Origin of the sequence: Streptomyces sp. S465 (genome assembly GCF_026898115.1) — a bacterium.
GTDB classification, from domain to species: domain Bacteria; phylum Actinomycetota; class Actinomycetes; order Streptomycetales; family Streptomycetaceae; genus Streptomyces; species Streptomyces luomodiensis.
Genome location: NZ_CP114036.1, coordinates 7,257,944 through 7,283,322, shown reverse-complemented (window position 1 = coordinate 7,283,322; position 25,379 = coordinate 7,257,944). Strand labels below are relative to the sequence as shown.

The 25,379-nt window shown below is 73.4% G+C and carries 18 protein-coding genes; 15 read left to right on the top strand and 3 right to left on the bottom strand.

Going from position 1 to position 25,379, the window contains the following annotated elements; genetic code table 11:
* Window positions 1–16: 16 nt before the first annotated feature.
* The 9 genes from N6H00_RS30820 (at window position 17) to pssA (ending at window position 10,949) form a co-directional block, all read left to right on the top strand.
* On the top strand, window positions 17–1,858 hold the full coding sequence (locus N6H00_RS30820; RefSeq protein WP_268975100.1) for a 3-hydroxyacyl-CoA dehydrogenase family protein: 1,842 nt from the start codon (window positions 17–19) through the stop codon (window positions 1,856–1,858).
* A gap of 115 nt (window positions 1,859–1,973) precedes the next feature.
* Window positions 1,974–2,798 carry a TetR family transcriptional regulator gene (locus N6H00_RS30815; RefSeq protein WP_268975099.1) on the top strand — a complete coding sequence of 275 codons (825 nt, stop codon included), beginning with the start codon at window positions 1,974–1,976 and terminating at the stop codon, window positions 2,796–2,798.
* A 384-nt stretch (window positions 2,799–3,182) separates the two neighbouring features.
* On the top strand, window positions 3,183–4,559 hold the full coding sequence (gene ccrA, locus N6H00_RS30810) for a crotonyl-CoA carboxylase/reductase (RefSeq protein ID WP_268975098.1): 1,377 nt from the start codon (window positions 3,183–3,185) through the stop codon (window positions 4,557–4,559).
* A complete protein-coding gene (locus tag N6H00_RS30805; RefSeq protein WP_268975097.1) occupies window positions 4,556–6,574 on the top strand; it encodes a protein meaA in 2,019 nt (672 codons plus the stop codon). The genes ccrA and N6H00_RS30805 overlap by 4 nt, the downstream gene beginning before the upstream one ends.
* Entirely contained in the window at window positions 6,571–7,551 is a 981-nt protein-coding gene (locus N6H00_RS30800) for an HpcH/HpaI aldolase/citrate lyase family protein (RefSeq protein WP_268975096.1), read from the top strand. Before N6H00_RS30805 ends, N6H00_RS30800 begins: the two co-directional genes overlap by 4 nt.
* 3 nt (window positions 7,552–7,554) lie before the next feature.
* The gene (locus tag N6H00_RS30795) at window positions 7,555–8,061 is read left to right on the top strand and encodes a MaoC family dehydratase (protein WP_268975095.1); all 507 of its coding nucleotides are present in this window, start codon (window positions 7,555–7,557) and stop codon (window positions 8,059–8,061) included.
* 1 nt (window position 8,062) lies between these two features.
* Entirely contained in the window at window positions 8,063–9,265 is a 1,203-nt protein-coding gene (locus tag N6H00_RS30790; RefSeq protein ID WP_268975094.1) for an acyl-CoA dehydrogenase family protein, read from the top strand.
* 180 nt (window positions 9,266–9,445) lie between these two features.
* Window positions 9,446–10,102: a phosphatidylserine decarboxylase gene (locus tag N6H00_RS30785; RefSeq protein ID WP_268975093.1), complete on the top strand. Its 657-nt coding sequence runs from the start codon at window positions 9,446–9,448 to the stop codon at window positions 10,100–10,102.
* Complete coding sequence (pssA, locus tag N6H00_RS30780) at window positions 10,089–10,949, top strand: CDP-diacylglycerol--serine O-phosphatidyltransferase (RefSeq protein WP_268975092.1); 861 nt, start codon at window positions 10,089–10,091, stop codon at window positions 10,947–10,949. The genes N6H00_RS30785 and pssA overlap by 14 nt, the downstream gene beginning before the upstream one ends.
* Before the next feature lie 147 nt (window positions 10,950–11,096).
* Here pssA and N6H00_RS30775 read toward each other — a convergent pair whose 3' ends face one another.
* On the bottom strand, window positions 11,097–12,251 hold the full coding sequence (locus N6H00_RS30775) for a glycerate kinase (protein ID WP_268977175.1): 1,155 nt from the start codon (window positions 12,249–12,251) through the stop codon (window positions 11,097–11,099).
* Between the two features lie 180 nt (window positions 12,252–12,431).
* Here N6H00_RS30775 and N6H00_RS30770 point away from each other — a divergent pair, with 180 nt between their 5' ends.
* A complete protein-coding gene (locus tag N6H00_RS30770; RefSeq protein ID WP_268975091.1) occupies window positions 12,432–13,508 on the top strand; it encodes an ADP-ribosylglycohydrolase family protein in 1,077 nt (358 codons plus the stop codon).
* Between the two features lie 72 nt (window positions 13,509–13,580).
* Window positions 13,581–14,327, top strand: coding sequence for an SIR2 family NAD-dependent protein deacylase (locus N6H00_RS30765; RefSeq protein ID WP_268975090.1), 747 nt, complete (start codon window positions 13,581–13,583; stop codon window positions 14,325–14,327).
* Window positions 14,328–14,342: 15 nt separating this feature from the next.
* Here N6H00_RS30765 and N6H00_RS30760 read toward each other — a convergent pair whose 3' ends face one another.
* Complete coding sequence (locus N6H00_RS30760; RefSeq protein ID WP_268975089.1) at window positions 14,343–14,849, bottom strand: methylated-DNA--[protein]-cysteine S-methyltransferase; 507 nt, start codon at window positions 14,847–14,849, stop codon at window positions 14,343–14,345.
* 549 nt (window positions 14,850–15,398) lie between these two features.
* The gene (locus N6H00_RS30755) at window positions 15,399–16,874 is read right to left on the bottom strand and encodes a DNA-3-methyladenine glycosylase 2 family protein (protein ID WP_268975088.1); all 1,476 of its coding nucleotides are present in this window, start codon (window positions 16,872–16,874) and stop codon (window positions 15,399–15,401) included.
* A 168-nt stretch (window positions 16,875–17,042) separates the two neighbouring features.
* Between N6H00_RS30755 and N6H00_RS30750 the strand changes: the two genes are divergently transcribed.
* Genes N6H00_RS30750 through N6H00_RS30735 form a run of 4 tightly spaced genes read left to right on the top strand, consistent with a single transcriptional unit; the run spans window position 17,043 to window position 25,351 of the window.
* Complete coding sequence (locus N6H00_RS30750; RefSeq protein WP_268975087.1) at window positions 17,043–17,483, top strand: CU044_2847 family protein; 441 nt, start codon at window positions 17,043–17,045, stop codon at window positions 17,481–17,483.
* Window positions 17,484–17,486: 3 nt separating this feature from the next.
* The gene (locus N6H00_RS30745) at window positions 17,487–19,697 is read left to right on the top strand and encodes a VMAP-C domain-containing protein (RefSeq protein WP_268975086.1); all 2,211 of its coding nucleotides are present in this window, start codon (window positions 17,487–17,489) and stop codon (window positions 19,695–19,697) included.
* 31 nt (window positions 19,698–19,728) lie between these two features.
* Window positions 19,729–20,913, top strand: coding sequence for an AAA family ATPase (locus tag N6H00_RS30740; protein ID WP_268975085.1), 1,185 nt, complete (start codon window positions 19,729–19,731; stop codon window positions 20,911–20,913).
* 4 nt (window positions 20,914–20,917) lie between these two features.
* Window positions 20,918–25,351 carry an SAV_2336 N-terminal domain-related protein gene (locus N6H00_RS30735; RefSeq protein WP_268975084.1) on the top strand — a complete coding sequence of 1,478 codons (4,434 nt, stop codon included), beginning with the start codon at window positions 20,918–20,920 and terminating at the stop codon, window positions 25,349–25,351.
* Window positions 25,352–25,379: the final 28 nt, after the last annotated feature.

Sequence of the window (25,379 nt, the reverse complement as noted above, 5' to 3'; positions counted from 1 at the left end):
CCCTCTGGAGTCCGCGATGGACCGTCGTCTCCCACACACCGGCGTCAGCACTACGTCCCCCTCTGATCTCTCCCCCTCCCGGGCCCCGCTCACTACTGTCGCCGTCGTCGGGCTCGGCACGATGGGCACCGGCATCGCCGAGATCCTGGCCCGAGCGGGCCGCGAGGTGATCGGCATCGACATCAGCGAGAGCGCCTGCCGCCGAGCCGTCACCGCGCTCGAGGCCGCCACCGCCCGCGCCGTGCGGCGCGAGCGGATCAGCGAGCGGGAACGGGCCGGAATCCTGGACCGATTCCGCGTCTCGACCGATCTGCGTGCCGCCGCCGACGCGCACCTGGTGATCGAGGTGGTGCCCGAGGACTACGACACCAAGCACGAGGTCTTCGCCGAGCTGGACACCGTGGTCAGCCCCGCCGCGGTCATCGCGACCGGCACCAACGCGCTGTCGGTGACCCGGCTGGCCGCCGAATCCGCCCATCCGGAACGGGTCTTGGGCCTGCACTTCTTCAATCCGGCACCGGCCATGAAGCTCGTCGAGATCGTCTCCAGCGTGCTCACCGCCCCCGCGGCCGTCGAGGCGGTCACCGCGCTCGCCCGCGATCTGGGCAAGGAGCCGGTGGCGCTCGGCGACCGGCCCGGGTTCGTCGCCGACGGGCTGCTGTTCGGCTATCTCAACCAGGCCGCCGCGATGTACGAGGCCAAGTACGCGGCACGGGAGGACATCGACGCCGCGATGAGACTCGGCTGCGGGCTGCCGATGGGCCCGCTGGCCCTGCTCGACCTGATCGGCATCGACACCGCCCGTACCGTCCTGGAGGCCATGTACGCCGCCTCCGGTGACCGGCTGCACGCGCCCGCGCCCGTCCTGGGGCAGCTCGCCGAGGCCGGTCTCACCGGCCGTAAGGCGGGCCGCGGCTTCTATACGTACGAGGCGCCGGGCAGCGGCACCGTGGTCCCGGACGCCGCGTCGGACCAGGTGCGGCACTCCACCGATGGGGCGCGCCCGGTGCGCGCCGTCGGCGTCGCGGGTTCGGGCACGATGGCCGCCGGGATCGCCGAGGTCTTCGCCAAGGCGGGCCTGGAGGTGGTGCTGGCGGGCCGGACCCTGGAGAAGGCCGAGGCGGCGAAGGCCCGCATAGCCAAGTCCCTGGGGCGGTCGGTGGCCAAGGGGCGGATGACCGAACCGGCCCGGCGGCAGGCGCTGGAGCGGATCACCACGGCGGATTCGCCGGACGCGTTCGGCTCGGTGGATCTGGCCGTGGAGGCGGTGGCCGAGGACCTGGTCGTCAAGCAGGAGCTGTTCCGGGCGCTGGACAAGGTCTGCAAACCGGGTGCGGTGCTGGCCACGACCACCTCATCGCTGCCGGTCATCGCCTGCGCGCGGGCGACCTCGCGCCCGCAGGACGTGGTGGGCCTGCACTTCTTCAACCCGGCGCCCGCGATGAAGCTCATCGAGGTGGTGCACACCGTGCTGACGGCGGACGAGGTGCGCGCGACGGCGCACGCGGTGTGTGCGGCGGTGGGCAAGCATCCGGTGGACTGCGGCGACCGGGCCGGTTTCATCGTGAACGCCCTGCTGTTCCCGTACCTCAACAACGCGGTGAAGATGGTCCAGGAGCACTACGCCACCCCGGACGACATCGACGCCGCGATGAAGCTGGGCGGCGGCTATCCGATGGGTCCCTTCGAACTGCTCGACGTCGTGGGGCTCGATGTGTCGCTGGCCATCGAGCGGGTGCTGCACCGGGAGTTCCGGGAACCGGGTCTGGCGCCGGCGCCGCTGCTGGAGCATCTGGTCGCGGCCGGGTGCCTGGGGCGCAAGACGGGGCGCGGCTTCCGCGAGTATGCCAAGGCCTGAATTCGGCTCCGGGTGGGGCGGACCGGCGCAGTCCGGTGCCCGGTGGGGAGGGCTGCTGGAGCCTTCCGTCGGTCTGCCCCCGCACCGGCACACACAAGCGTGTTACGTTCCCCACATGTCCCAGCCCGTGAAGGCCACGCGTACGGAGCGTACGAAGCGACCCCCCTCGTCCGGCGGCGGTGAGAGCGCGGGAAGCCGCCGCGCCGCGGCTCAGCGTCTGTCCATGCGGCGCAAACTCGCCGCCGCGGCGATGGAGTTGTTCGCGACGCAGGGGTACGAGGCGACGACCGTCGATGAGATCGCGGCCCGCGCGGGGGTGGCCCGGCGCACCTTCTTCCGGCACTTCCGCTCCAAGGAAGAGGCGATCTTCCCTGACCACGACGACACGCTGGTGCGGGCCGCGGCGGTGCTGGACGCGGCGCCTCCGCATGAGAACCCCCTGGACACCGTGTGCCGCGGGATCAAGGAGGTCATGCGGATGTACGCGTCCGCGCCGACCGTCTCCGTGGAGCGCTACCGGCTGACCCGTGAGGTACCGGCCCTGCGGGAGCGGGAGATCGCCTCGGTGGCCCGCTACGAGCGGCTGTTCACCCGCTATCTGCTGGGCCACTTCGACGAGGGGGCGCACCACGACGGCGACGACGATCCGCTGCTGGCCGAGGTGGCCGCCTCGGCCGTGGTCACGGCCCACAACCATGTGCTGCGGCGCTGGCTGCGGGCGGGGGGCCAGGGCGATGTGGAGGCGCAGCTGGACCACGCCTTCGCGATCGTCCGGGAGACCTTCGGCACCGGCATCGGCGGCCGCCCCGCTCCGGCCCGGCAGCGCCCCGCGGCGGCGGTCTCGGCGACGGAGGAGGACGAGGTGGTGGTGATGGTGGCGCGGACGGACGCGCCGCTGACCGAGGTCATGCGGACGATCAAGGAGGCTCTCAAGCGGTAGCTCCGCACCCCCGCCGGCCACCCACCGCCGGCCACCCACCAGAGACGACGGCCGCCCCGGCTCGGGGCGGCCGTCGTTGCTCATGTGTGCAGCCGAGATGACAACTGAGGGAAATTGTTGGCACCCAGTGTCTTGCGAGGTGGCACAGGGTGCCATACGGTGAGGGTGTCCGGGCGGCCGGCGCGCTGCCAACCGCCGTGCGCCGGCTGTCCCCGCAAGCCGCTTTGCGCGCCCGGACAACGCCTGCGTCACCAGGCGCCCGGCGCCACCCGCGCCGCATTCAGCACCACCTCCGCCGAACCGACGGCACCGCATCAGCATCCACCCGTCCCGAGCCCAGCGTTCCCTCAGGCGTCCCCCGTGGACGCTTCGCCGGAGGCACCGATGAACGAGATACTTGACGCGATCCTGGCGTCGGACACAGCACCCGAGGACTTCGCGGCACTGCGCATCCCCGAGTCGTACCGCGCGGTGACCGTGCGCAAGGACGAGGCCGACATGTTCGCGGGCCTCACCACCCGGGAGAAGGACCCCCGCAAGTCACTGCACGTGGACGAGGTGCCGGTGCCCGAGCTGGGCCCCGGCGAGGCCCTCGTCGCCGTGATGGCCAGCTCGGTCAACTACAACTCCGTGTGGACCTCGATCTTCGAGCCGCTGCCGACCTTCGGCTTCCTGGAGCGGTACGGCAAGCTCTCCCCCCTGGCCAAGCGGCACGACCTGCCGTACCACATCATCGGCTCCGACCTCGCGGGCGTCGTGCTGCGCACCGGCCCCGGTGTGAACGCCTGGAAGCCGGGCGCCGAGGTCGTCGCGCACTGTCTGTCGGTCGAGCTGGAGAGCTCCGACGGCCACAACGACACCATGCTCGACCCCGAGCAGCGCATCTGGGGCTTCGAGACCAACTTCGGCGGGCTCGCCGAGATCGCCCTGGTCAAGGCCAACCAGCTGATGCCCAAGCCCGCCCATCTGAGCTGGGAGGAGGCGGCCGCCCCGGGGCTGGTCAACTCCACCGCCTACCGGCAGCTGGTCTCCCGTAACGGCGCCGGGATGAAGCAGGGCGACAACGTCCTGATCTGGGGCGCGAGCGGCGGACTCGGCTCCTACGCCACCCAGTTCGCGCTGGCCGGCGGGGCCAACCCGATCTGTGTGGTCTCCTCGCCGCGGAAGGCCGAGATCTGCCGGCGGATGGGCGCCGAGGCGATCATCGACCGCACCGCCGAGGACTACCGGTTCTGGAAGGACGACGGCACCCAGGACCCGCGCGAATGGAAGCGGTTCGGCAAGAAGATCCGCGAGCTGACCGGCGGCGAGGACGTGGACATCGTCTTCGAGCACCCGGGCCGCGAGACCTTCGGCGCGTCCGTCTATGTCACCCGTAAGGGCGGCACGATCGTCACCTGCGCGTCGACCTCCGGGTACACCCATGAGTACGACAACCGCTATCTATGGATGTCGCTGAAGCGGATCATCGGCTCCCACTTCGCCAACTACCGCGAAGCGTGGGAGGCCAACCGGCTGATCGCCAAGGGCAGGATCCACCCGACGCTGTCCAAGACCTACCGGCTGGAGGACACCGGCCAGGCCGCGTACGACGTGCACCGCAACCGCCACCAGGGCAAGGTCGGGGTGCTGTGCCTGGCCCCGGAGGAGGGCATGGGCGTGCGCGACCAGGCGATGCGCGACCGGCACATCGACGCCATCAATCTGTTCCGTGATGACGTGTCGGAGCGGACCGCCGAGCACGGCGAGGACGTCCGATGAGTGGCGCGCCCCGTCCCAAGGACCGGCCCTGGCTGATGCGGACCTACGCCGGGCACTCGAGCGCCGAGGCGTCCAACGAGCTGTACCGGCGCAACCTGGCCAAGGGCCAGACCGGGCTGTCGGTCGCCTTCGACCTGCCCACCCAGACCGGCTACGACCCCGACCACCTCCTGGCCCGGGGCGAGGTGGGCCGGGTCGGGGTCCCGGTCTCGCATCTGGGCGACATGCGGCGGCTGTTCCAGGAGATCCCCCTGGAGCGGATGAACACCTCCATGACCATCAACGCGACCGCGATGTGGCTGCTGGCGCTGTATCAGGTCGTGGCCGAGGAGCACGGCGCCGATATCGCGAAGCTCCAGGGGACGACGCAGAACGACATCGTCAAGGAGTACCTCTCGCGCGGTACGCACGTCTTCCCGCCGGGCCCGAGCCTGCGGCTGACCACCGACATGATCGCGTACACGGTCCACCACATCCCCAAGTGGAACCCGATCAACATCTGTAGCTACCACCTCCAGGAGGCCGGGGCCACTCCGGTGCAGGAGATCGCCTACGCGATGGCCACGGCGATCTCCGTCCTGGACGCGGTGTTCGCCTCCGGCCAGGTTCCCGAGGACCGTAAGGGCGAGGTGGTGGCCCGGATCTCGTTCTTCGTGAACGCGGGCGTCCGGTTCATCGAGGAGATGTGCAAGATGCGCGCCTTCGGCCGCATCTGGGACCGCGTCACCCATGAGCGCTACGGGATCGAGAACCCCAAGCACCGCCGGTTCCGCTACGGCGTCCAGGTGAACTCGCTCGGCCTGACCGAGGCCCAGCCGGAGAACAACGTCCAGCGCATCGTCCTGGAGATGCTGGCCGTGACCCTCTCCAAGGACGCCCGCGCCCGCGCCGTCCAGCTCCCGGCCTGGAACGAGGCGCTGGGCCTGCCCCGCCCCTGGGACCAGCAGTGGTCGCTGCGCATCCAGCAGGTGCTCGCCCACGAGAGCGACCTGCTGGAGTACGACGACATCTTCGAGGGCTCCCAGGTGGTCGAGGCCAAGGTCGCCGCGCTGGTCGAGGAGGCCGAGGCGGAGATCGAGCGGATCCAGGAGATAGGCGGGGCGATGGCCGCCGTCGAGTCCGGTTACCTCAAGGCGCGGCTGGTGGCCTCCCACGCCGAGCGCAGGGCGCGCATCGAGGCGGGCGAGGAGAAGATCGTCGGCGTCAACTGCTACGAGTCCACCGAGCCCAATCCGCTCACCGCCGATCTCGACACCGCGATCATGACGGTGGACCCGGAGAACGAGGCGCGGGTGGTCTCGGCCCTGCACACCTGGCGCGAGCGGCGCGCGGAGGGCCCCGCCCAGGAGGCCCTCGCCGCCCTCCGTAAGGCCGCCGCGGGAACCGAGAACCTGATGCCCGCGACCCTGCGCTGCGCCCGTGCGGGCGTGACCACCGGGGAGTGGGCCTGGGCGCTGCGCGATGTCTTCGGCGAGTTCCGCGCCCCCACCGGGGTCGGCGGCGCGCCCGTGGCCGTCACCGCGGAGGCGGGCTCCCTGCTGGCCACGGTCCGCGAGAAGGTCGACAAGACCGCCGCCGAGCTGGGCGGCGGCAGGCTGCGGCTGCTGGTCGGCAAGCCCGGTCTGGACGGGCACAGCAACGGCGCCGAGCAGATCGCGGTGCGCGCCAGGGACGCCGGCTTCGAGGTGGTCTACCAGGGGATCCGGCTCACCCCCGAGCAGATCGTCTCGGCCGCCGTGGCCGAGGACGTGCACTGTGTCGGGCTGTCCATCCTGTCCGGTTCGCATGCCGAGCTGGTGCCCGACGTCCTGGAGCGGCTGCGCGGCGCGGGCGCCCGGGACATCCCCGTCATCGTCGGCGGGATCATTCCGGCCACGGACGCCGCCGCCCTGCGTGCGGCGGGGGTGGCCGCCGTCTTCACCCCCAAGGACTTCGGTATCACGGAGATCATCGGCCGTATCGTCGATGCGATCCGTGCCGCGCACACGCTTCCCCCTCTGGAGGTTCCCGCATGACCGCCCCCGACCGCTCCTCCGCCGCCGCCCGGCTCCGCCCCCGCCGCTCCTGCCTGGCCGTCCCCGGCTCCAATCCGCGCTTCCTGGAGAAGGCCCAGGGGCTCCCGGCCGACCAGGTCTTCCTGGACCTGGAGGACGCCTGTGCGCCGCTGGCCAAGGAGGACGCCCGGCACTCCATCGTCAAGGCGCTGAACGAGGGCGACTGGACCGGTAAGACCCGGGTGGTGCGGGTCAACGACTGGACCACCCACTGGACGTACCGGGACGTCATCACGGTCGTCGAGGGCGCGGGCCCCAACCTGGACTGCATCATGCTGCCCAAGGTGCAGGACGCCCAGCAGGTGATCGCGCTCGACCTGCTGCTCACCCAGATCGAGAAGACGATGGGCTTCGAGGTCGGGCGGATCGGCATCGAGGCGCAGATCGAGAACGCCAAGGGCCTGGTCAACGTGGACGAGATCGCCGGCGCCTCGCCGCGTCTGGAGACCATTGTCTTCGGCCCGGCCGACTTCATGGCGTCCATCAACATGAAGTCCCTGGTCGTGGGCGAGCAGCCGCCGGGCTATCCGGCGGACGCGTACCACTACATCCTGATGCGGATCCTGATGGCGGCCCGCACCCATGACCTCCAGGCGATCGACGGCCCCTACCTCCAGATCCGCAATGTGGACGGCTTCCGCGAGGTGGCCGGGCGCGCCGCCGCCCTCGGCTACGACGGCAAGTGGGTGCTGCACCCGGGTCAGGTGGAGGCGGCCAACGAGGTCTTCTCGCCGTCGCAGGAGGACTACGACCACGCCGAGCTGATCCTGGACGCCTACGACCACTGCACCTCGGCAGCGGGCGGTATGAAGGGCTCGGCGATGCTCGGCGACGAGATGATCGACGAGGCCAGCCGCAAGATGGCCCTGGTCATCGCGGGCAAGGGCCGCGCGGCCGGGATGACCCGTACGTCCACCTTCCAGCCCCCGGAGGCGTGAGCCATGCAGTTCGGCCGTACCTATGAGGAGTTCACGGTGGGCGACGTCTACCGGCACTGGCCGGGGAAGACGGTCACCGAATACGACGACCACCTCTTCTGTCTGCTCACCATGAACCACCACCCGCTGCACATGGACAGCAACTACGCCGAGAAGACAACCGATTTCGGCAAGAACGTGGTGGTCGGCAACTACATCTACTCACTGCTGCTGGGCATGTCCGTGCCCGATGTCTCGGGAAAGGCGATCGCCAATCTGGAGATCGAGTCGCTTCGGCATGTCGCGCCCACCTTCCACGGCGACACGATCTACGGCGAGACGACGGTTCTGGACAAGACGCCGTCGAAGTCCAAATCGGACCGGGGCATCGTGCATGTGGAGACCAAGGGCTACAAGCAGGACGGCACCCTGGTCTGTGTCTTCCGGCGCAAGGTGATGGTGCCGACCGCCACGTACATCAAGGAGCGGGGCGGAGAACAGCCGGGCCGCCCGGAGCTGGGAGGGCAGTGATATGAGCCGCCTCGCACAGACGGAGGGCCTGACCGACATCCAGCGGGAGATCCTCGCCACGGTCAGGGATTTTGTCGACAAGGAGATCCTGCCGGTCGCGACCGAGCTGGAGCATCGCGACGAATATCCGACCGCGATCGTCGAGGGACTGAAGGAGCTCGGCGTCTTCGGGCTGATGATCCCGGAGGAATACGGCGGTCTGGGTGAGTCGCTGCTCACCTACGCGCTGTGCGTGGAGGAGATCGCCCGCGGCTGGATGAGCGTGTCGGGCATCATCAACACGCACTTCATCGTGGCGTACATGCTCAAACAGCACGGCACCGCGGAGCAGAAGGAGTATTTCCTGCCCAAGATGGCGCTGGGCGAGATCCGGGGCGCCTTCTCGATGTCGGAGCCGGGGCTGGGCTCGGATGTGTCGGCGATCACCAGCAAGGCGGTGCGGGACGGCGACGACTACGTCCTGAACGGCCAGAAGATGTGGCTGACCAACGGCGGCACCTCCACCCTGGTGGCGGTCCTGTGCCGGACCGGCGAGCCGCGGGAAGGGGTCGCCCCGCACAAGGCGATGACCACCTTCCTGGTCGAGAAGGAGCCCGGCTTCGGGGAGGTGCGGCCCGGTCTGACCATCCCCGGCAAGATCGAGAAGATGGGCTACAAGGGGGTCGACACCACCGAGCTCATCATGGACGGACTACGCATTCCGGCCGATCGGGTGCTCGGCGGGACGCCGGACCGAGGTTTTTACCAAATGATGGACGGAGTGGAGGTCGGCCGGGTGAATGTGGCCGCGCGCGGCTGCGGTGTGGCGCGGCGCGCATTCGAGCTGGGCGTCGCCTACGCACAGCAGCGGCACACCTTCGGCAAGCCGATCGCGCAGCACCAGGCCATCCAGTTCAAACTGGCCGAAATGGGAACAAAGGTCGAGGCCGCTCATGCGATGATGGTCAATGCGGCCCGGAAGAAGGACTCGGGTGCCCGCAACGACCTCGAGGCGGGAATGGCGAAGTACCTGGCGTCGGAGTACTGCAAAGAGGTCGTGGAGGACGCGTTCCGCATCCACGGCGGGTACGGCTTCTCCAAGGAATACGAGATCGAGCGCCTCTACCGGGAGGCGCCGATGCTTCTCATCGGCGAAGGTACCGCCGAGATTCAGAAAATGATTATTGGACGGAGGCTCCTGGAGGAATACCGAACCCAAGACTGAACGTCCCTTTTGGGGTGGTATCCGAGAGAAGAAGCTCACACCGCGCCGAGGGTCTTCGGTCACTGACCAGCCACCGACAGGCCCTGGCGCTTGCCCAGTTACCGCTCGCAACCGATACCATCCCGGAAAGCCGCCGTCCCCAGTCTCACGTCGCGGCATCCTCCGCTACGAAGGTCATCCATGCCCCACAGCCATTCCTCTGCACAACGCGACAGCTTGGTCGGTCTACGCCTCGCGCGCGGAGCGTCGCCGTGGCTCCTCCCGACCGTCGCCACCGCGGCGGTCAGTCTTGCTCGGGCCCGCCGCTCCGGACGCTGGACGGCGGTCGCCGTGCCCGCCACCGCGCTCGCGGCGGGCATGCTGTGGTTCTTCCGCGACCCTGAGAGAGAGATCACTCAAGGCCGGGTGATCTCTCCGGCCGACGGTGTGGTGCAGAGCATCATGCCGTGGAAGGACGGACGTACCCGCGTCGCCATCTTCATGAGCCCGCTCAATGTGCACGTCAACCGCGCCCCGCTGGCCGGCACGGTGACCTCCGTGGAGCACATCCCCGGTGGCTTCGTACCCGCCTTCAACAAGGAGAGCGAGAACAACGAGCGGGTCGTCTGGCACTTCGACACCGAGCTCGGCGACATCGAGATGGTCCAGATCGCCGGTGCGGTCGCCCGGCGTATCGTGCCCTACGTGCCCCAGGGCACCAAGGTCGAACAGGGTGAGCGGATCGGTCTGATCCGTTTCGGCTCGCGCGTCGACATCTACCTTCCCGAGGGTGTGGATGTCGCGGTCGAGGTCGGCCAGGCCACCACCGCGGGGGTGACTCGCCTTGACCGTGATTGATCCCGATACCCAGGCCGCCTGGGTCCCCGAGGCCGAGGTGGACGCCGTCGACGAGACGGACGACATGCCGCTGTCGACACGGCTGTCGATAGCCGACACGCTGACCCTGGGCAACGCCACCTGCGGCTTCCTCGCGGTCTACTTCACCACCACCGGCGTCCTCATCCCGCACCTCACGGGCAGCGAGGACGGCGGCATGACCCGGCACAGCGCGGCCTCGGCCGTGATGCTGATGCTGCTCGCCTCCGTCTTCGACCTCTTCGACGGGCTGGTCGCGCGGAAGCTGCGCAGCTCGGCGATGGGCGCGGAGCTGGACAACCTCTCCGACCTGATCAGCTTCGGGCTGGCCCCCGCGTACTTCGTCCTGGTCTGGGGCATGGTCTCGGACGACGCCTACCAGCGGGTCTCGGTGGTGGGCGCGATCGTGGTGCTGCTGGCGGTGGTGCTGCGGCTGGCCAGATTCTCCTGTGTCACCCTGCGTGACGGCGTCTTCCAGGGCATGCCGAGTCCCTTCGGCGCCCTCACGGTCGTCTCGGTGGTCCTGCTGGGTCTGCCGTTCGTGCCGACGCTGCTCGCGATCATCGGCGTCGCCTGGCTGATGGTGAGCCGGGTGGAGTACCCCAAGCCGCGCGGCCGGCTCGCGGTGGCCATGCTCAGCTGGATCGTGACCAGCATGGCGCTGCTGGCGGCCTGGGCCTTCGAGGCCCCCGGCGGTGAGCTGCTGCTCCAGTCGGCCTGCGCCCTCCAGGTCGTCATGGGCGCGGTGATCCCCCTGTTCGCCACGGCCCGCCGGGTCAACGCCTTCCGCGACAACCGCCGCGAGGCGAGGGCGGCCCAGCTGCCCTAGCGGCCCCGCGGCCTTCGGCCGCCCCCGCCGTACGGGGTGGGCCCGAGCACGACGCTCGGGCCCACCCCGTTGTCGTGTCCGGCGGACGTGTTCCCGGTCCGGGGAAGGGCGGCGTGGAGGACGGGCCCGGCGGCGGACCGCCCGGTGTCAAGTCAGGAAGTCCGCCGCCAGGCGTTGCGCCGTGCGTTCCAGGAGGGGGCCCGCCTCGGCGATGCAGCGGGACGGGTCCGGTTCCAGGTCGGTGAGGGCGTAGGCGCGGCGGATGCCCGCGCTGCCCAGGGCCGCCGGGGCGAGGGCCAGACGGCCGCAGACCGCGACCACCTCGATGCCCCGCGCACGGGCCGCCGCCGCGACGCCCGCCGGGGCCTTGCCGTGGAGGGTCTGCTCGTCCAGCGAGCCCTCGCCCGTGATCACCAGGTCCGCGCCCGCCAGCGCGGTCGCGAAGCCGAGGACGTCGAGCATCACCTCGATACCGGGGCGGAAGGCCGCGCCCAGGCCGAGGAGCGCGCCGTAGCCGATGCCGCCCGCCGCGCCCGCGCCGGGCGCCAGGGCGTACTCGGCGGCCGAGGTCCCCACCGCGCGCTCCAGGACCCGGGCGTAGTGGGCGAGGGCGGCGTCCAGGGCCGCCACATCGTCCTCGCTCGCGCCCTTCTGCGGGCCGTAGACCGCCGCCGCGCCCTTCGGGCCGGTCAGCGGGTTGTCGACATCGCTGGCCAGGACGATCTCGGTGTCGGCCAGGCGCGGGTCGAGGCCGGACAGATCGGCCGTGGCGAGGTCGCGCAGCGCGCCCCCGCCCGGTGCGACGGGCGTACCGTCCTCGCGCAGGAAGCGCGCGCCGAGCGCGCCGAGCATCCCCGCGCCGCCGTCGGTCGTGGCGCTCCCGCCGACGCCGAAGACGATCGTGCGGGCGCCCGCGTCGAGCGCCGCGCGCAGCAGCTCCCCGCTGCCGTACGTGGTCGCGGTGAGCGGCGCGAACACCCCCTCCGGCAGATGGCGCAGCCCGGACGCCTCGGCCATCTCCACCACCGCCGTGGACCCGCGCAGCGCGTACGCCGCCGTCACCGGTGCGCCCAGCGGCCCGGTGACCCGCGCCGTGCGCCGTTCGAACCCGGCCGCGACCGCCGCGTCCACCGTGCCGTCGCCCCCGTCGGCGACGGGCAGCGCCTCGATCCGCAGCCCCTCGCCGCCGCGGGGCGCGCCACGGCGCAGCCCCGCCGTGACGCGCTCGGCGACCTCGACGGCCGTGAGCGAGCCCTTGAACTTGTCCGCGGCGATCAGTACGCGCTTCGGGGGCGTCGCCAGCCCCGCCGCCCACGTCCTGGGCCCGGTCGCGGCCTCAGCCGCCGCCTCTGCCGGGATCTCTGCCTTCGAAGCGTCCGTCACCTTGGTAACCCCTCGCATTCGCACAGGCGGTCGCGCCGCTGTGACCCTATCCGGCACGGGCTCACCGGTACACCCGTCCCAGAGGGGTACACGTGCCCCATGGCCCTCAGCGGGAGCGCACTGGCGGACCGTATCCACGGCGGCTGGCTCGGCCGGATCGCCGGGAACATGCTCGGCAAACCCATCGAACGCGGCGACGTCTGGACCCGCGACCGCATCGACCGCTATCTGCGCCGCGCCGGGGCCCTCCCGCTCACCGACTACCTCCCCGCCCTGGAGCCGCCACCCGATCCGGTGGAGTTCGAGCTGCGTCCCGAGTGGCAGGAGTGCGTGCGCGGCCGGATCAACGGCAGCTGCCGCGACGACGACATCGACTACTCCGTCCTCGGCCTGCACCTGCTGGAGACCCACGGCTTCGGCTTCACCACCGAGCAGGTCGGCGAGGTGTGGCTGCTGCGGCTGCCGTACCTCCAGACGTTCACCGCCGAGCGGGCCGCCTACCGCAACCTCACGGCCGGGGTGCGGCCACCGCTCAGCGCGACCCTCGACAACCCCTACCAGGAGTGGATCGGCGCCCTGATCCGCGCCGACGTCCACGGCTGGGTCAACCCCGGCGATCCGCACCGGGCCGCCGCGATGGCCCGGCGCGACGCGGTCCTCTCCCACAGCGGCAACGGGGTGTACGGGGCGATGTGGGCGGCCGCGCTGATCGCCGCCGCGTTCACCGCCGACGGTCCGCGCGCCGCCGTCGAAAGCGCCCTGGACCACGTCCCGCCGCGCTGCCGCCTGGCCCGTACGGTGCGCCGGGCGGTGTCCCTGCACGACGCGGGCGTGGCGTGGGCGTCCGCGCTCGGTCAGCTGGAGCGGGAGAACGCCGGACTGCCCTGGATCCATGTGGTCCCCAACGCCGCCGTCCTCACGGCCGGGCTGCTCTACGGCGCGGGCGACTTCACCACGACGATCGCCCTGACCGTGCGCGGCGGCCTGGACACCGACTCCAACGGCGCGACGGCCGGGTCGGTCGCGGGCGTGCTGTGCGGTGCGGCCGCCATCCCGCCGCAGTGGGCCGAGCCGCTGGCGGACCGGGTGCGCAGCGCCGTCTTCGGCTTCGACGGCGCCCGCATCAGCGACCTGGCGGCCCGCACGCACCGGCTGGCGCTCTCGGCGGACCGCTAGGGCCGGTCGCCTGGGCCCCCCGCCCGCGAAACGCGGTCGCCGCCGGCCGTGGAGCGTGCGTACGCTCGCCGCATGAGCAGTGAGACGACGCACCGGCCGCTGGTGGCGATCCTGAGCGGGGCGGGCATCTCCACCGACTCCGGAATCCCCGACTACCGCGGCCCGCAGGGGCTGTGGCGGCGCGATCCCGAGGCCGAGAAGCTCGTGACGTACGAGTACTACATGACCGACCCGGAGATCCGGCGCCGCTCCTGGCGGATGCGGCGCGACAGCCAGGCGCTGCACGCCCGGCCCAACGGGGCGCATGAGGCCGTCGCCCGGCTGGAGCGCTCGGGGGTGCCGGTGCGGGTGATCACCCAGAACGTGGACGGGCTGCACCAGATCGCCGGGATGCCCGCCCGCAAGGTGCTCGAACTGCACGGCACCGCGCGGGCCGTGCAGTGCACCCACTGCCGGGCGCGGTCCCGGATGGCGGAGGCGCTGGAGCGGGTCGCGGCGGGGGAGGCGGATCCGGCGTGCCGGGAGTGCGGCGGAATCCTGAAGTCGGCCACGGTGATGTTCGGGGAGAACCTCGATCCGGAGGTGCTGACCGAGGCGGTCGCGGTGGCGCAGGCGTGCCAGATCTTCATCGCGGTCGGCACCAGCCTCCAGGTCCAGCCCGCGGCCTCGCTCGCCGGTCTGGCCGCCGAGCACGGTGCCCGGCTGATCATCGTCAACGCCGAGCCGACGCCGTACGACGAGTTCGCGGACGAGGTCATCCGCGAACCCATCAGCACGGCCCTGCCCGCCCTGCTGGACCGCATCGCCCAGGGCCGCTGACCAGCGTCCGAGGGGTCAGAAAAGACCGGGGAGCTGCCGCCGGGCCTCGAACTCCAGCAGTCGCCGCTTGCGGTCCAGGCCACCGCCGTAGCCGGTGAGACCGCCGGTCGAGCCGACGACCCGGTGGCAGGGGACGATGATGCCGATCGGGTTCCTGCCATTGGCCAGGCCCACGGCGCGGGAGGCGGCCGGCTGTCCGATCCGGTCGGCCAGCCGGCCGTACGACCAGGTCTCGCCGTACGGGATGCGCCGCAGCTCGTCCCAGACGCGGCGCTGGAAGGGCGTGCCGTCCAGGCGCAACGGCAGGTCGAACGCGGTCAGCTCGCCCGCGAAGTAGGCCGCGAGCTGACGGATGGTCCCGGCGAAGGGGGCGTCCTCGGGATCGCCGGGCGCGCCGAAGGTCTCCTCGGGCGGGCGGTGGCGCTGCTCGGCCATGTAGAGGCCGGACAGCTCCGGGCCGGTGGCCACGAGGGTGAGCGGGCCGTAGGGGCTGTCGACGACGGTGTGGGAGCGGTTCTGCACGGGTTTCCTCGGCGGGTTCGGACGGTGCGGTTGCCCTGGCGGGCTTCGGCGGGGTTGCTCGGGGTTCGGCGGAGTTCCGCGGGGTTGCGGGGTTCCGCGGGGGTTGCGGGCTTCGGCGGGGCTGAGGGGTTCCGCGGGGGTTGCGGGCTTCGGCGGGGTTGCGGGGTTCCGCGGGGGTTGCGGGCTTCGGCGGGGCTGCGGGCTTCGGCGGGGTTGCGGGGTTCGGCGGGCTTCGGCGGTCGCGGGCTTTGGCGGGGGTTGCGGGGTTCGGCGGGGTTGCGGGCTTCGGCGGGGCTGCGGGCTTCGGCGGGGCTGCGGGGTTCGGCGGGCTTCGGCGGTCGCGGGCTTCGGCGGGGTTGCGGGCTTCGGCGGGGCTGCGGGCTTCGGCGGTCGCGGGCTTCGGCGGGGTTGCGGGGTTCGGCGGGGCCTGGCCGGGTTCCAGCGGCGCGGGCCGGGTCGCGCGCCCCGGCGGGTTCCGCGGTACCGGGCAGGCGGTCGGCGGCTCACCCCGCGGGACCGTGCCGACAGTACGGGCCCGCCGGTGGCCGGTCAGGCGGCGGGCAGGCGGTTGATGGCGTGGCCGTCGTCCGTGGCCCACAGGTACTGGACGGCGTACGCGCGCCAGGGGCGCCAGCGCGCCGAGTGGCGGGTGAGGGCGCCGGGCGTGGCGGGCAGCCCCAGTCCGGCGGCGGCGCGCCGCACCCCGAGGTCGGTCGGGAGGAAGGCGTCCGGATCGCCGAGGGCGCGCATCGCGATCACCTCGACGGTCCAGGGGCCGAGCCCCGGCAGCGCGCCGAGGCCGGCGCGGGCGTCGTCCCAGTCGCTGCCCACCCCGAGCGCGACCCGCCCCTCGGCGAGCGCGCCGATCAGCCCGGTGAGCGTGGCGCGGCGGGTGCGGGGCATGGCCAGCTGCTCCGGGTCCAGCCCGGCGAGGGCCTGGACGGACGGGAAGAGGTGGGTCAGCCCGCCCGCCGGGTCCGCCACCGGCTCGCCGTGCGCCGCCACCAGGCGGCCGGCGTGGGTACGGGCCGCCGCCGTGGACACCTGCTGTCCGAGCACGGCGCGCACCGCGAACTCGTCCGCGTCCACCGCGCGCGGCACCCGACGCCCCGGCGCCTTGTCCACCAGCGGGGCCAACTGGGGGTCGGTACGCAGCAGCTCGTCCACGGCGGCCGGGTCCGCGTCGAGGTCCAGCAGCCGCCGGCAGCGGCTGATCGCCCCGGCCAGGTCGCGGAGGTCGGCGAGGGAGAGCCGGCAGGCGATGTGGTCCGGCCGCGGGCTCAGGGTGACCACGCCTGGCCCGTACGGCAGGCGCAGCGTGCGCCGGTACGCGCCGTCGCGCCACTCCTCGACGCCGGGGACGGCGGTGGCGGCCAGATGGCCGAAGAGGTTGTCCGGGCACAGCGGCGCCCGGAACGGCAGCCGCAGCGTGAGCGCCCCCGGCACGCTGCTCGTCGGGCTGCGCCGGGCGCGCTGCCGCAGCTCGGTCGGGGTGAGCGCGAAGACCTCCCGTACGGTCTCGTTGAACGCGCGGACGCTGGCGAACCCGGCCGCGAACGCGATGTCCGCCATCGGGAGCGCGCTGGTCTCGATGAGCAGCCGCGCGGTCTGCGCCCGCTGCGCCCTGGCGAGCGCCAGCGGGCCCGCGCCCAGCTCGGCGAGCAGCTGCCGCTCGACCTGCCGGGTGCTGTACCCCAGCCGGGCCGCCAGGCCCGGCACCCCGTCCCGGTCCACCACTCCGTCGGCGATCAGCCGCATCGCCCGTGCGACGAGATCGGCGCGCTCGTTCCACTGCGGCGAGCCGGGACTGGCGTCCGGACGGCATCGCTTGCAGGCCCGGAACCCGGCCTGCTGGGCGGCCGCGGCGCTGGGGAGGAACCGCATGTTCTCGGGCTTGGGCCCGACGACCGGACAGCTCGGCCGGCAGTAGATCCCGGTGGTCACGACGGCGATGAAGAACCACCCGTCGAAGCGGGCGTCCTTCGCCCGTGCGGCGCGGAGGCACCGGTCGGTGTCGGTGTGCATGGGTCCAGCATCCGCCGACGGGGCGGGCGGGTGCTCGCGGGAATCCGACATCGACGTGCCGCCCCACCGGGTCGGGCGGGGCCGCCCCCGCTCACCGCTCTCCCGCGCCACAAGGGATGTTGCCGCAAAAGGGGAGACCAGCCGCGGTGAGATCGGCATCATGGGGGCGTGACGGACTACGCCGAATTCGCGCTCCCCGATGGCACCCCCGTACGCCTGGAACTGACGCCCGTGAGCACCGCGCCCGCGCCCGCCGCCGCCCCGGCCAACGGCCAAGGGCAAGACGGCGGCGACGGCGCGAAGCGGCAGGGGCCCGCCCTGCCCGGCGGGATCGGGGGTGTGACCCCGGTGGGCCGGGGGCCGAGAGCCGCGGCGGCGCTGGCGGCCGACGGCCTACGGGCCGTACTGCGGCCGCTGGGGCCGCTGTTGCAGGAGGTGCACGACGCCGTGTCCGCCACCGCGAATCCGCCCGATGAGCTGCAGGTGCAATTCGGGGTGCAGATCGGCCAGGACCTCAAGCTCGGCATCGTCGGGGCCAACGGCCAGGCGAGCATGACGATCTCGGCCACCTGGCAGCGGTCGGGTCCCTCGGGCTCCCCCACGGCCTGACCGATGGAGTGGTTCCGCCCCGTTCCGTCCCCCGGACAGCGCCCGGCCACGGTCTCGGTCCTGAGCCAGTTCGACCGCGAGGCGGTCGGCTCCGGCGTGCTGCTGCCCCATGACCGCTTCCTGACCTGCGCGCACGTCGTCAACTGCGCGCTCGGCAGGGAGGACACGACCTGCGCCGAGCGTCCGGCGCAGGAGGTCCTGAAGGTGCTGGTGCACGGCCCGGACGGCCATGCGCACGCGTGCACGGCCCGGCTGGCCGTATGGATACCGCCCGGCGCGGCGGACGGCGTGGAGTGGGACGGCGACCTCGCCGTGCTCGACATCGTCGAGCCGCTCCCCCGCGATGTGCGGCCGCCGCACTGGCAGGCGATGGCCGAGGGGCAGTCCGTCCGGGCGTGGCACGGCAGCGGGCTGCACGCCACCGTCGCCACCGCGCGGGTGATCTCGTGCGACGGCCGGATCGGCTATGTGGACGGCGAGGGGCTGAGCGGTGTCGCCATCGACCACGGCTACAGCGGAGGGCCGCTGTGGTCGGGCGAGGCGGGCGCGGTGGTCGGCCTGGTGGCGGCCGCCCTCACACCCCCGCACCACCCCACGAACGGCACCCCGCTCGCGTACTCCCCGCAGCATGTCGCCCGGCGCAGCTGGGGCATCCCCTGGCAGCGGATCCGGGCCGAGCTGGCCCGCGCGGGCGCCGAGCACGTCCTCGGCCGGCCCGCGCCGGCGGCGGGCGAGAGGGCCGTCGACCCCGCCCACCGGGCGCTGGCCGCCGTTCTCGGCCGGGCGCTCGCGGACCCCCAGCGGCGGGCCGACTGCGCGCGCACCGTCGCCTGGCGGTGCGGCCACCACCACCGGACGGACGGCTCCGCCCCCTCGGTCGACGAGTTCGCTCGGCTGCTCACCACCGACGCCCGCGCGCTGCCCGCCCTCGCCGAGGTGCTGCACCCCACCACGCCGCAGGCGGCGGCCGAACTCCTCGCCGCCGGGCGGATGTCCGGCGTGCCCCGGCTGCTCTCCCCCGGTGAGTTGGGCGAGTTGCTGGGGCTGCTGGGCGAGGTGCCCCTCGGGACGGCGGCCCGCTTCCCCTCCGTCGTACGGGCCGCGCTGCCGCTCGCCGAACTGCCCGGGGCGCTGCTGGCCGGGGCCGACTGGGACAGCCCGGACCGGGCCGTGCGCACGGCGCGGCTCACGGCGCTGGTCGAGTACCTGGAGGGGCTGCGCGGGGACAGCCGCCCGGTCCCGGAGGGCACATCGGTCGTCCCCGGACTGCTGCGCGTGGTCGCCTATGTGGCGGCCCTGTGCCCGCCCGCCCCGCGCGACGGACTGCACCGCTGGAGCACGGCGGTCGCCGCCCGCCTCGGCATCCACCAGGCGGCTCTGGAGGAGCGCCGGGCGGACGCCCATGAGTGGGCGGAGCGGCAGCGGACGCCCATGGCGGCGCCCCGGGTGCTGGTACGGCTCACCACCCACCCCGACGGCGACGGCACCCGCCACTACCGGCTGTGGCTGTGGTGCGACGAGGGCGCCGGGCCGCGGCGCGTCTCGGACGGCGGCGACCGGCTCCGCACCGCCGCGCAGGCGGCCGAGGACATCCTCACCGTGATCGAACCGCTGCACCGGGCGCTCCCGGCGGGCACCCGTCCGGTCATCGAACTCATCGTGGACCGCGAGGGGTTGGAGCTCCCGGTCGACCAGTGGGAGTGGCCGGGCCCGGCCGGTCTGGTCCCCGGGGTGCTGGGCGCGGAGTATCCGCTGGTGGTCACCTGTCCGGAGCTGGTGCAGCGGTCCGGTGAGCGCTTCAAGGCGGCGCTGCGCCACCGCTGGGCGCGGCTGGACGACGGGGGCGCGGTGCACATCGGCCGTTCGACGGGCGGGAAGAACGGGGTGTACGCGCTGCTCATGGACCAGCTGGACGCCCCGCTGGCCACCGTGGACGGCGTCCCGGCGGATGTCCGTGTCGAGATCGTGCAGGTGTGTCTGGCGATGGGGATGCCGGTCGTGCTCTGGGACCGGGACAAGGGCGGGGAGGCCGGCTCCCCCGCCGTACGGACGGTCGCGGGCACCCCGCCGCGCCGGCTGCCCGAGACGGTGCGCGCCTACCGCGCCAAGACCCTCGGCTGCCCGCAATCCTTCCCTGGGCGGCCGGTACTGGCCTGGGCCGACGCCGACCGTGACATGCCGCGGCTGGAATTGGCCGATCCGACGGAGACGTGATGAACACCAAGGACAGCGCTATGGAGGTCTCATGACGGCACGGAGCGGCGACGGCGGCCGGGACGACGACCGGTCCCGGTCCCTTCCCCCCGCGTCGCGGGACGCGGCCTCGGGCAGGGACGGCGCCGGCCCTGTACCGGATGGGGACGAGCCCGTTCCCGACAGCGAGTTCTCCATCGACTACCGCCGTCCCGCCTGGTACCAGCAAAACCCCCGGCCGGGTCCGCCCCCGGCCCCGTCTGCCCCGGACGGCCCGGCCCCGGACGCGCCGGCGAGCTGGCGGCTCTTCCGCGGGGACGGCGTGGCACGCCCGGCGCCGCTGCCGCCGGCCCCGCCCTGGCGGCGGTTCGGCGGCGCCGGGCGTCCCGGGGCCGACGGGCACGCCCCTCCGCCGTATCTGATCTCCCCCCGCCACGCCGACGTCGTGAACGCGGCGCTCCATCTGCGCCGCCCCCTGCTGGTCACCGGCCAGCCCGGCACGGGCAAGTCGTCGCTGGCCCATGCGGTGGCGCATGAGCTGGGCCTGGGCGAGGTGCTCCGCTGGCCGGTCAACAGCCGCTCCACCGTGCAGGACGCGCTCTACCGCTACGACGCCGTCGGCCGGCTGCGCGAGACGACCATGAGCCGGGATCACGGCCGCCCCGAGCCGGACATCGGCTCCTTCATGCGGCTCGGCCCGCTCGGCACCGCCCTGGTACCCGGACCACGGCCCCGCGTCCTGCTCATCGACGAGCTCGACAAGGGCGATGTGGACCTGCCGAACGATCTGCTGACGGTCTTCGAGGAGGGCGAGTTCGAGATCCCCGAGCTGTCGCGGCTCTCCGACGAACAGCCCGAGGTGCTCGTGCCGACGCTGCGGATCGACGAGAAGACGGTCGTGGTGCGCGGCCGGGTGCGCTGTGCGGAGTTCCCGGTCGTCGTCGTCACCAGCAACGGCGAACGCGACTTCCCGCCCGCCTTCCTGCGCCGCTGCGTACGGCTGGAGCTGCCGCCACCGGACGAACACCGGCTGCGCGCGATCGTCGCCGCGCACCTGGGCGAGGACGCGCTGCACGAGATGGACGAGCTGCTCCAGGCGTTCCTGCGCCGCCGCGCACCGGGCGAACTGGCCACCGACCAGCTGCTGAACGCGGTCTTCCTGCGGGCGGGCGGCGTGGACCTGGACGCGGACGGGCTGCTGGACGCCGTGCTGCACCGGCTGAGCGGGGCGGTGTAGCCCGATGACCGGGGACGCCGACCGGCTCGGTGCGGACCTGAGCGCGCTGCTCGCGGTCCTCGCCGACAGTGGTGTCCCGCTGGCTCAGGAGGAGCTGCTGGACGCGCTGTGGCTGGCGCGGCGGCTGCCCGCGGGGGCCGGGGACGCCCCGCTGCCGCGCTTCCTCGCCCGGCCCCCCGCCCCGGCGGTGCCGGACGCCCCGGCGGACGAGGACCTCGCGGAGGGGGACTTCGCGTTCGCGGACGGGGGCGGCGCGGACCGGCTCCACCCGGACCGCGTCTCCGTGGCCGACGACCCCGCCCACGAGAACCCGGCGGGCAGGGCCCCGGCCGGGAGAGACCCGCTGGACAGTGGCCCGGCCGGCGAGGGCCCGACCGACGCGGACGGGGACTACCTCCTTCCCCCGCCGCTGTCCCGCGCCGTTCCCGGCCCTCCGCCCCCGCCCGCCGAGGGGCGCGTGGCGGGGCTGCACGCCGCCCCCGCCCGCGACCACCCCACGGACCGGTCCGCGGACCACCGCGCCCCGGACCCGCCGGGCGCGCTCGCGCTGCGCGTCCCGGAGGGCAAGGCGCTCCGCGCCGAGCTGCGGATCGGCCGGGCGCTGCGCCCGCTCAAGCAGCACCGGCCGAGCGTCTCCAAGCGGGAGCTGGACGTGGAGGCGACGGTGACGGCGCTCGCCGAGACCGGGCTGCCGGACGTCGCCCTGCGGCCCGCGCGCGAGCGGTGGCTGGATCTGGCGCTCGTCATCGACAACGGCATGTCGATGCTGCTGTGGCAGCGGCTGGCCACGGAGATCCGCGCGATGATGGAGCGGCTCGGCGCCTTCCGGCTCGTACGGACCTACGGACTGCACTCCCGGGGCCCCGCCGCCCGGCCCCGGCTCAGCGTCCGCCCCTTCGACCCGTCGTCCGCCACGATGCCGTCGCGGGTGCTGGCCGATCCGTCGGGCCAGACGCTGGTCCTCGTGCTGAGCGACGGCATGGGACCGGCCTGGCGGGACGGGCGCAAGCACGCGGCGGTACGGCGGTGGGCGCGGTACGGGCCCACCGCCGTCCTGCACGCGCTGCCGCGCCGGATGTGGGACGGCTCCGGCATCCGGGCACAGCGGTGGCAGGTGACCACCCGGCGCAGCGGCGGGCCGAACACCGAGTGGGCGGTCAGCGATCCCGTGCTGCCGGCGGATCTGGCACCCTTCGACGGCGTCCCGGTGCCGGTCCTGGAACCGGAGCCCGGTTCGATGACCGCCTGGGCCCGGCTGGTGGCCTCCCCGGGCGGCAGTGCGCTGATGCCCCTGCTGAGCCGTCCGGAACCGGCCCGGGAGGGCGGGGCGCCGCCCTCCGACGGGCTCGGCGCCGTCCAGCGCTTCCGGGACGCGGCCTCCCCGGAGGCGTACCGCCTGGCCGCGCACCTCGCCGCCGTCGCGCCGGTGTCCGTCCCGGTCATGCGGCTGGTGCAGGCCGCCGTCCCCTGGCAGGCGGACACCGCCCACCTCGCGGAGGTCTTCCTGGGCGGGCTGCTGCAACCCGTCACGGCGGGGCCGTGGGCCGAGGAGCCGCTGCCGCGACATCGTGTCTTCGACTTCACCGAGACGGCGCGGGACGCCCTGCTGGACGCGGTCCCGACCGCCGAACTCATGGTCACCGGACGGCGCGTCGGGCAGAAGCTGGGGCAACTGGCGGGCCGCTCACCGGACTTCCCCGCCTGGCTCGCCCATCCGAGCGGCCCGGACTCCCTCCCCGCCGGGGTGCGGGCCTTCGCCGAGGTGGGGCCGCGCCTGGCGGCGCGCTTCGGCGCCCCGGCGCTTCCGCCCGCGCGGCCGGGGCCGCCGCCCGCGCCGAGCGCGCCCGTGGGGTTTCCGGTGTGGCCGACGGCCCCGGGGTCCCCGGGACACATGAGGGCCGCGGGGCTCCCGGACCCCCTGGCGCCCTCGGAACTCCCCGGCCCCCTGGCGCCCTCGGAACTCCCGGAGTACCTGGCGGCCGCGGAGCCCCAGAAGTACCCGACGCCCTCGGAGCCCCAGGAGTACCCGACGCCCTCGGAGCCGCCGGAAGCGTTCACCGCCCCGCCCCAGACGGCGGCGGCCCCCCTGTGGCAGCAGGGCCCGCAAGGGCGGCGCCTCGTCTGCCCGCACTGCGAGACACCGCTGTTGCAGGGCGACCCGTACTGCGAGTCGTGCGGGATGAACGTCGCCTCCCTCACCCGGATCACCGAGCGGGAGCGGGCCAGGTACTGCCCCAACTGCGGGGCGGCGGCGGAGTTCCACGACCGCTACTGCGGTAGGTGCGGCCGTCTCCTCCCCGAGCCCGAAACGGCCGTCCCTCTCCCCATGGCTCCCCCGGCGCCCGAGTCCGAGCGGGGGAATCCGCCGGAGGAGGGGGTGGTCATCGGCGACCTTCCGTACGGCATCACGATCCGGCACGACAACCCGCGGACGTTCGGCCCCTACAAGGTCGTGGGCAGCCTGGCCGAGGACGCCGACTCCGCCGCCTATCTCGCCGTCGACCAGGGCAGCGACAGGGACCGGATCGCCGTGGTGCGCGCCGTGCGCGGCGACCTCCCCTCGGCGCGGGCAGCACGACGGCTGCGCACGGTGGCCGAAGCGCTGCGCCGGATGGGCGGCCTCTACGCGCCGAGGCTCTACCTGGACAGGTCCGAGGACGACCGGCCCTGGCTCGCGGAACAGTTCGTCCGGGTTTCCGAGCAGTCACCGGCGCTGCGGCTGACCACCGTGCTGTCCCAGATGCGCGGCGGCGCGGATCACGACCATGAGGCGCACCGGGCCGTCGTCCTCGGCTGGCACCTCGCCGAGGCCGTGGCCTCGTGCACCGCCGAGGGCATCACCCACGGGCGGCTGACGACAGACCGGGTGCTGGTCGTGGACGACACCGTGAAGCTGGTGGGCTGGGGCGACGCCGCCATCGCCGACTGGCCCGGGGCCCCGTACGTCTCCGAGCGGCCTCCCCTCGGGGACGACATCCTCGCCCTGGGGCGGATCCTGATGGCGCTGGGCGGAGGAGAGGAAACCGCGGCCGACCCCTGGGCGGGCTCCCGGTGGGAGGGCGGCGGCCGGGCGCCACTGCGGGCGGTCGTCATGGCGTGCCTCAGCCGCGGACTCACGGGTCCGGCGGCGGCACGCCAGGTGGCGGACGCGTTCGCCTCCCACGTGGACGGACCCATGTCCCCGCCCGCGTGGTCGACGCCCCGGCCCCCGGCGCCCCGAGCCGAGCCGCAGGCGCCCGAAGGCGGGCCCCAGGCGCCCACGTACGGACCGTCGGCACCCTCACCCTCGTACGGGCCGCAACCCTCCGCAGCCGGGCCACCGGCCTCCCCGTCCGCCACCCCGGACGCCACCCCGCCGGGCCGCCCCGGCGCCGATCCGGGGACCGACGCATCCGCCGAGCCGGGCACCGACGAGCCCACCGCGCGGGCGCCCCAGGTGCCCCTGACCGGGCCCCCGTACGTCTCTCCCGCCGAGCCGGGCGCGCATGCCCCCACCGCGCCGGCGACACCCGTCACGGGCGCTCCGCCGGGGTACACCGCCGCCGTCGAGCTGTCCTCCGACCGGCTGCTGCGGGGGAAGCCGAAGTCCAGGAGGTCGCCGAGCGACGTGGTCTCCCGCTTCAAGCTGGGCGGTACGCGCGAGAGCGCGAGGCGGCAGCGCGAACGGGAGCTGATCCGTACCCCGCTGGCCTCCGGCCGACGCATCACGGTGGTCGGGGACGGCGTCGGGGGGACCACGGTCGCCCTCGCCCTCGGCTCCGTCCTCGCCGCCGAGCGCGGGGACAGGGTTCTCGCGCTCGGCGTCGGCCCCGACGGGGGCACGCTGGGCCGCCGGGTGCGGCGCGAGACCGGTGCGACCCTGCACGACATGGTCCAGGCGCTCCCGTATCTCCGCGGCTACCCGGACATCCGCCGGTTCACCTCACGGACGCCCGCCGGTCTGGAGGTGATCGCGGGCGACGGGGGCCCGGGGGACCCGGCCACCTTCGACGACCGCGCCTACCGCCGCGTCATGGAGGTGCTCGGCAGGCAGTACCCGATCATCCTCACCGCCACCGGCACCGGGCTGCTCACCAGCGAGACGCGCGGCGTCCTCGACCTCACGGACCAGCTGATCGTCGTCTCGACCACCACCGTGGACGGCGCGAGCAACGCCGCCACCACGCTCGACTGGCTGTCCGCCCATGGCCACGGCGACCTGGTCGCGCGCGGTATCACGGTCGTCTCGGACGTCCGGGAGACCGGCAGGACGATCAAAGTCCCGGATCTGGTGGCCCATTTCCGGACCCGCTGCCGCGATGTGGTCGTCGTACCGTTCGACGAGCATCTGGCGACCGGCGGCGAGATCGATCCGGCCATGATGCGGACGAGAACACAGGAGGCGTTCATCACGCTCGCGTCCCTGGTCGCGGAGGATTTCCCCAGCGCCGGGGGCTGATCCCCGTCCCGTGGGGCCGGGGACGCGG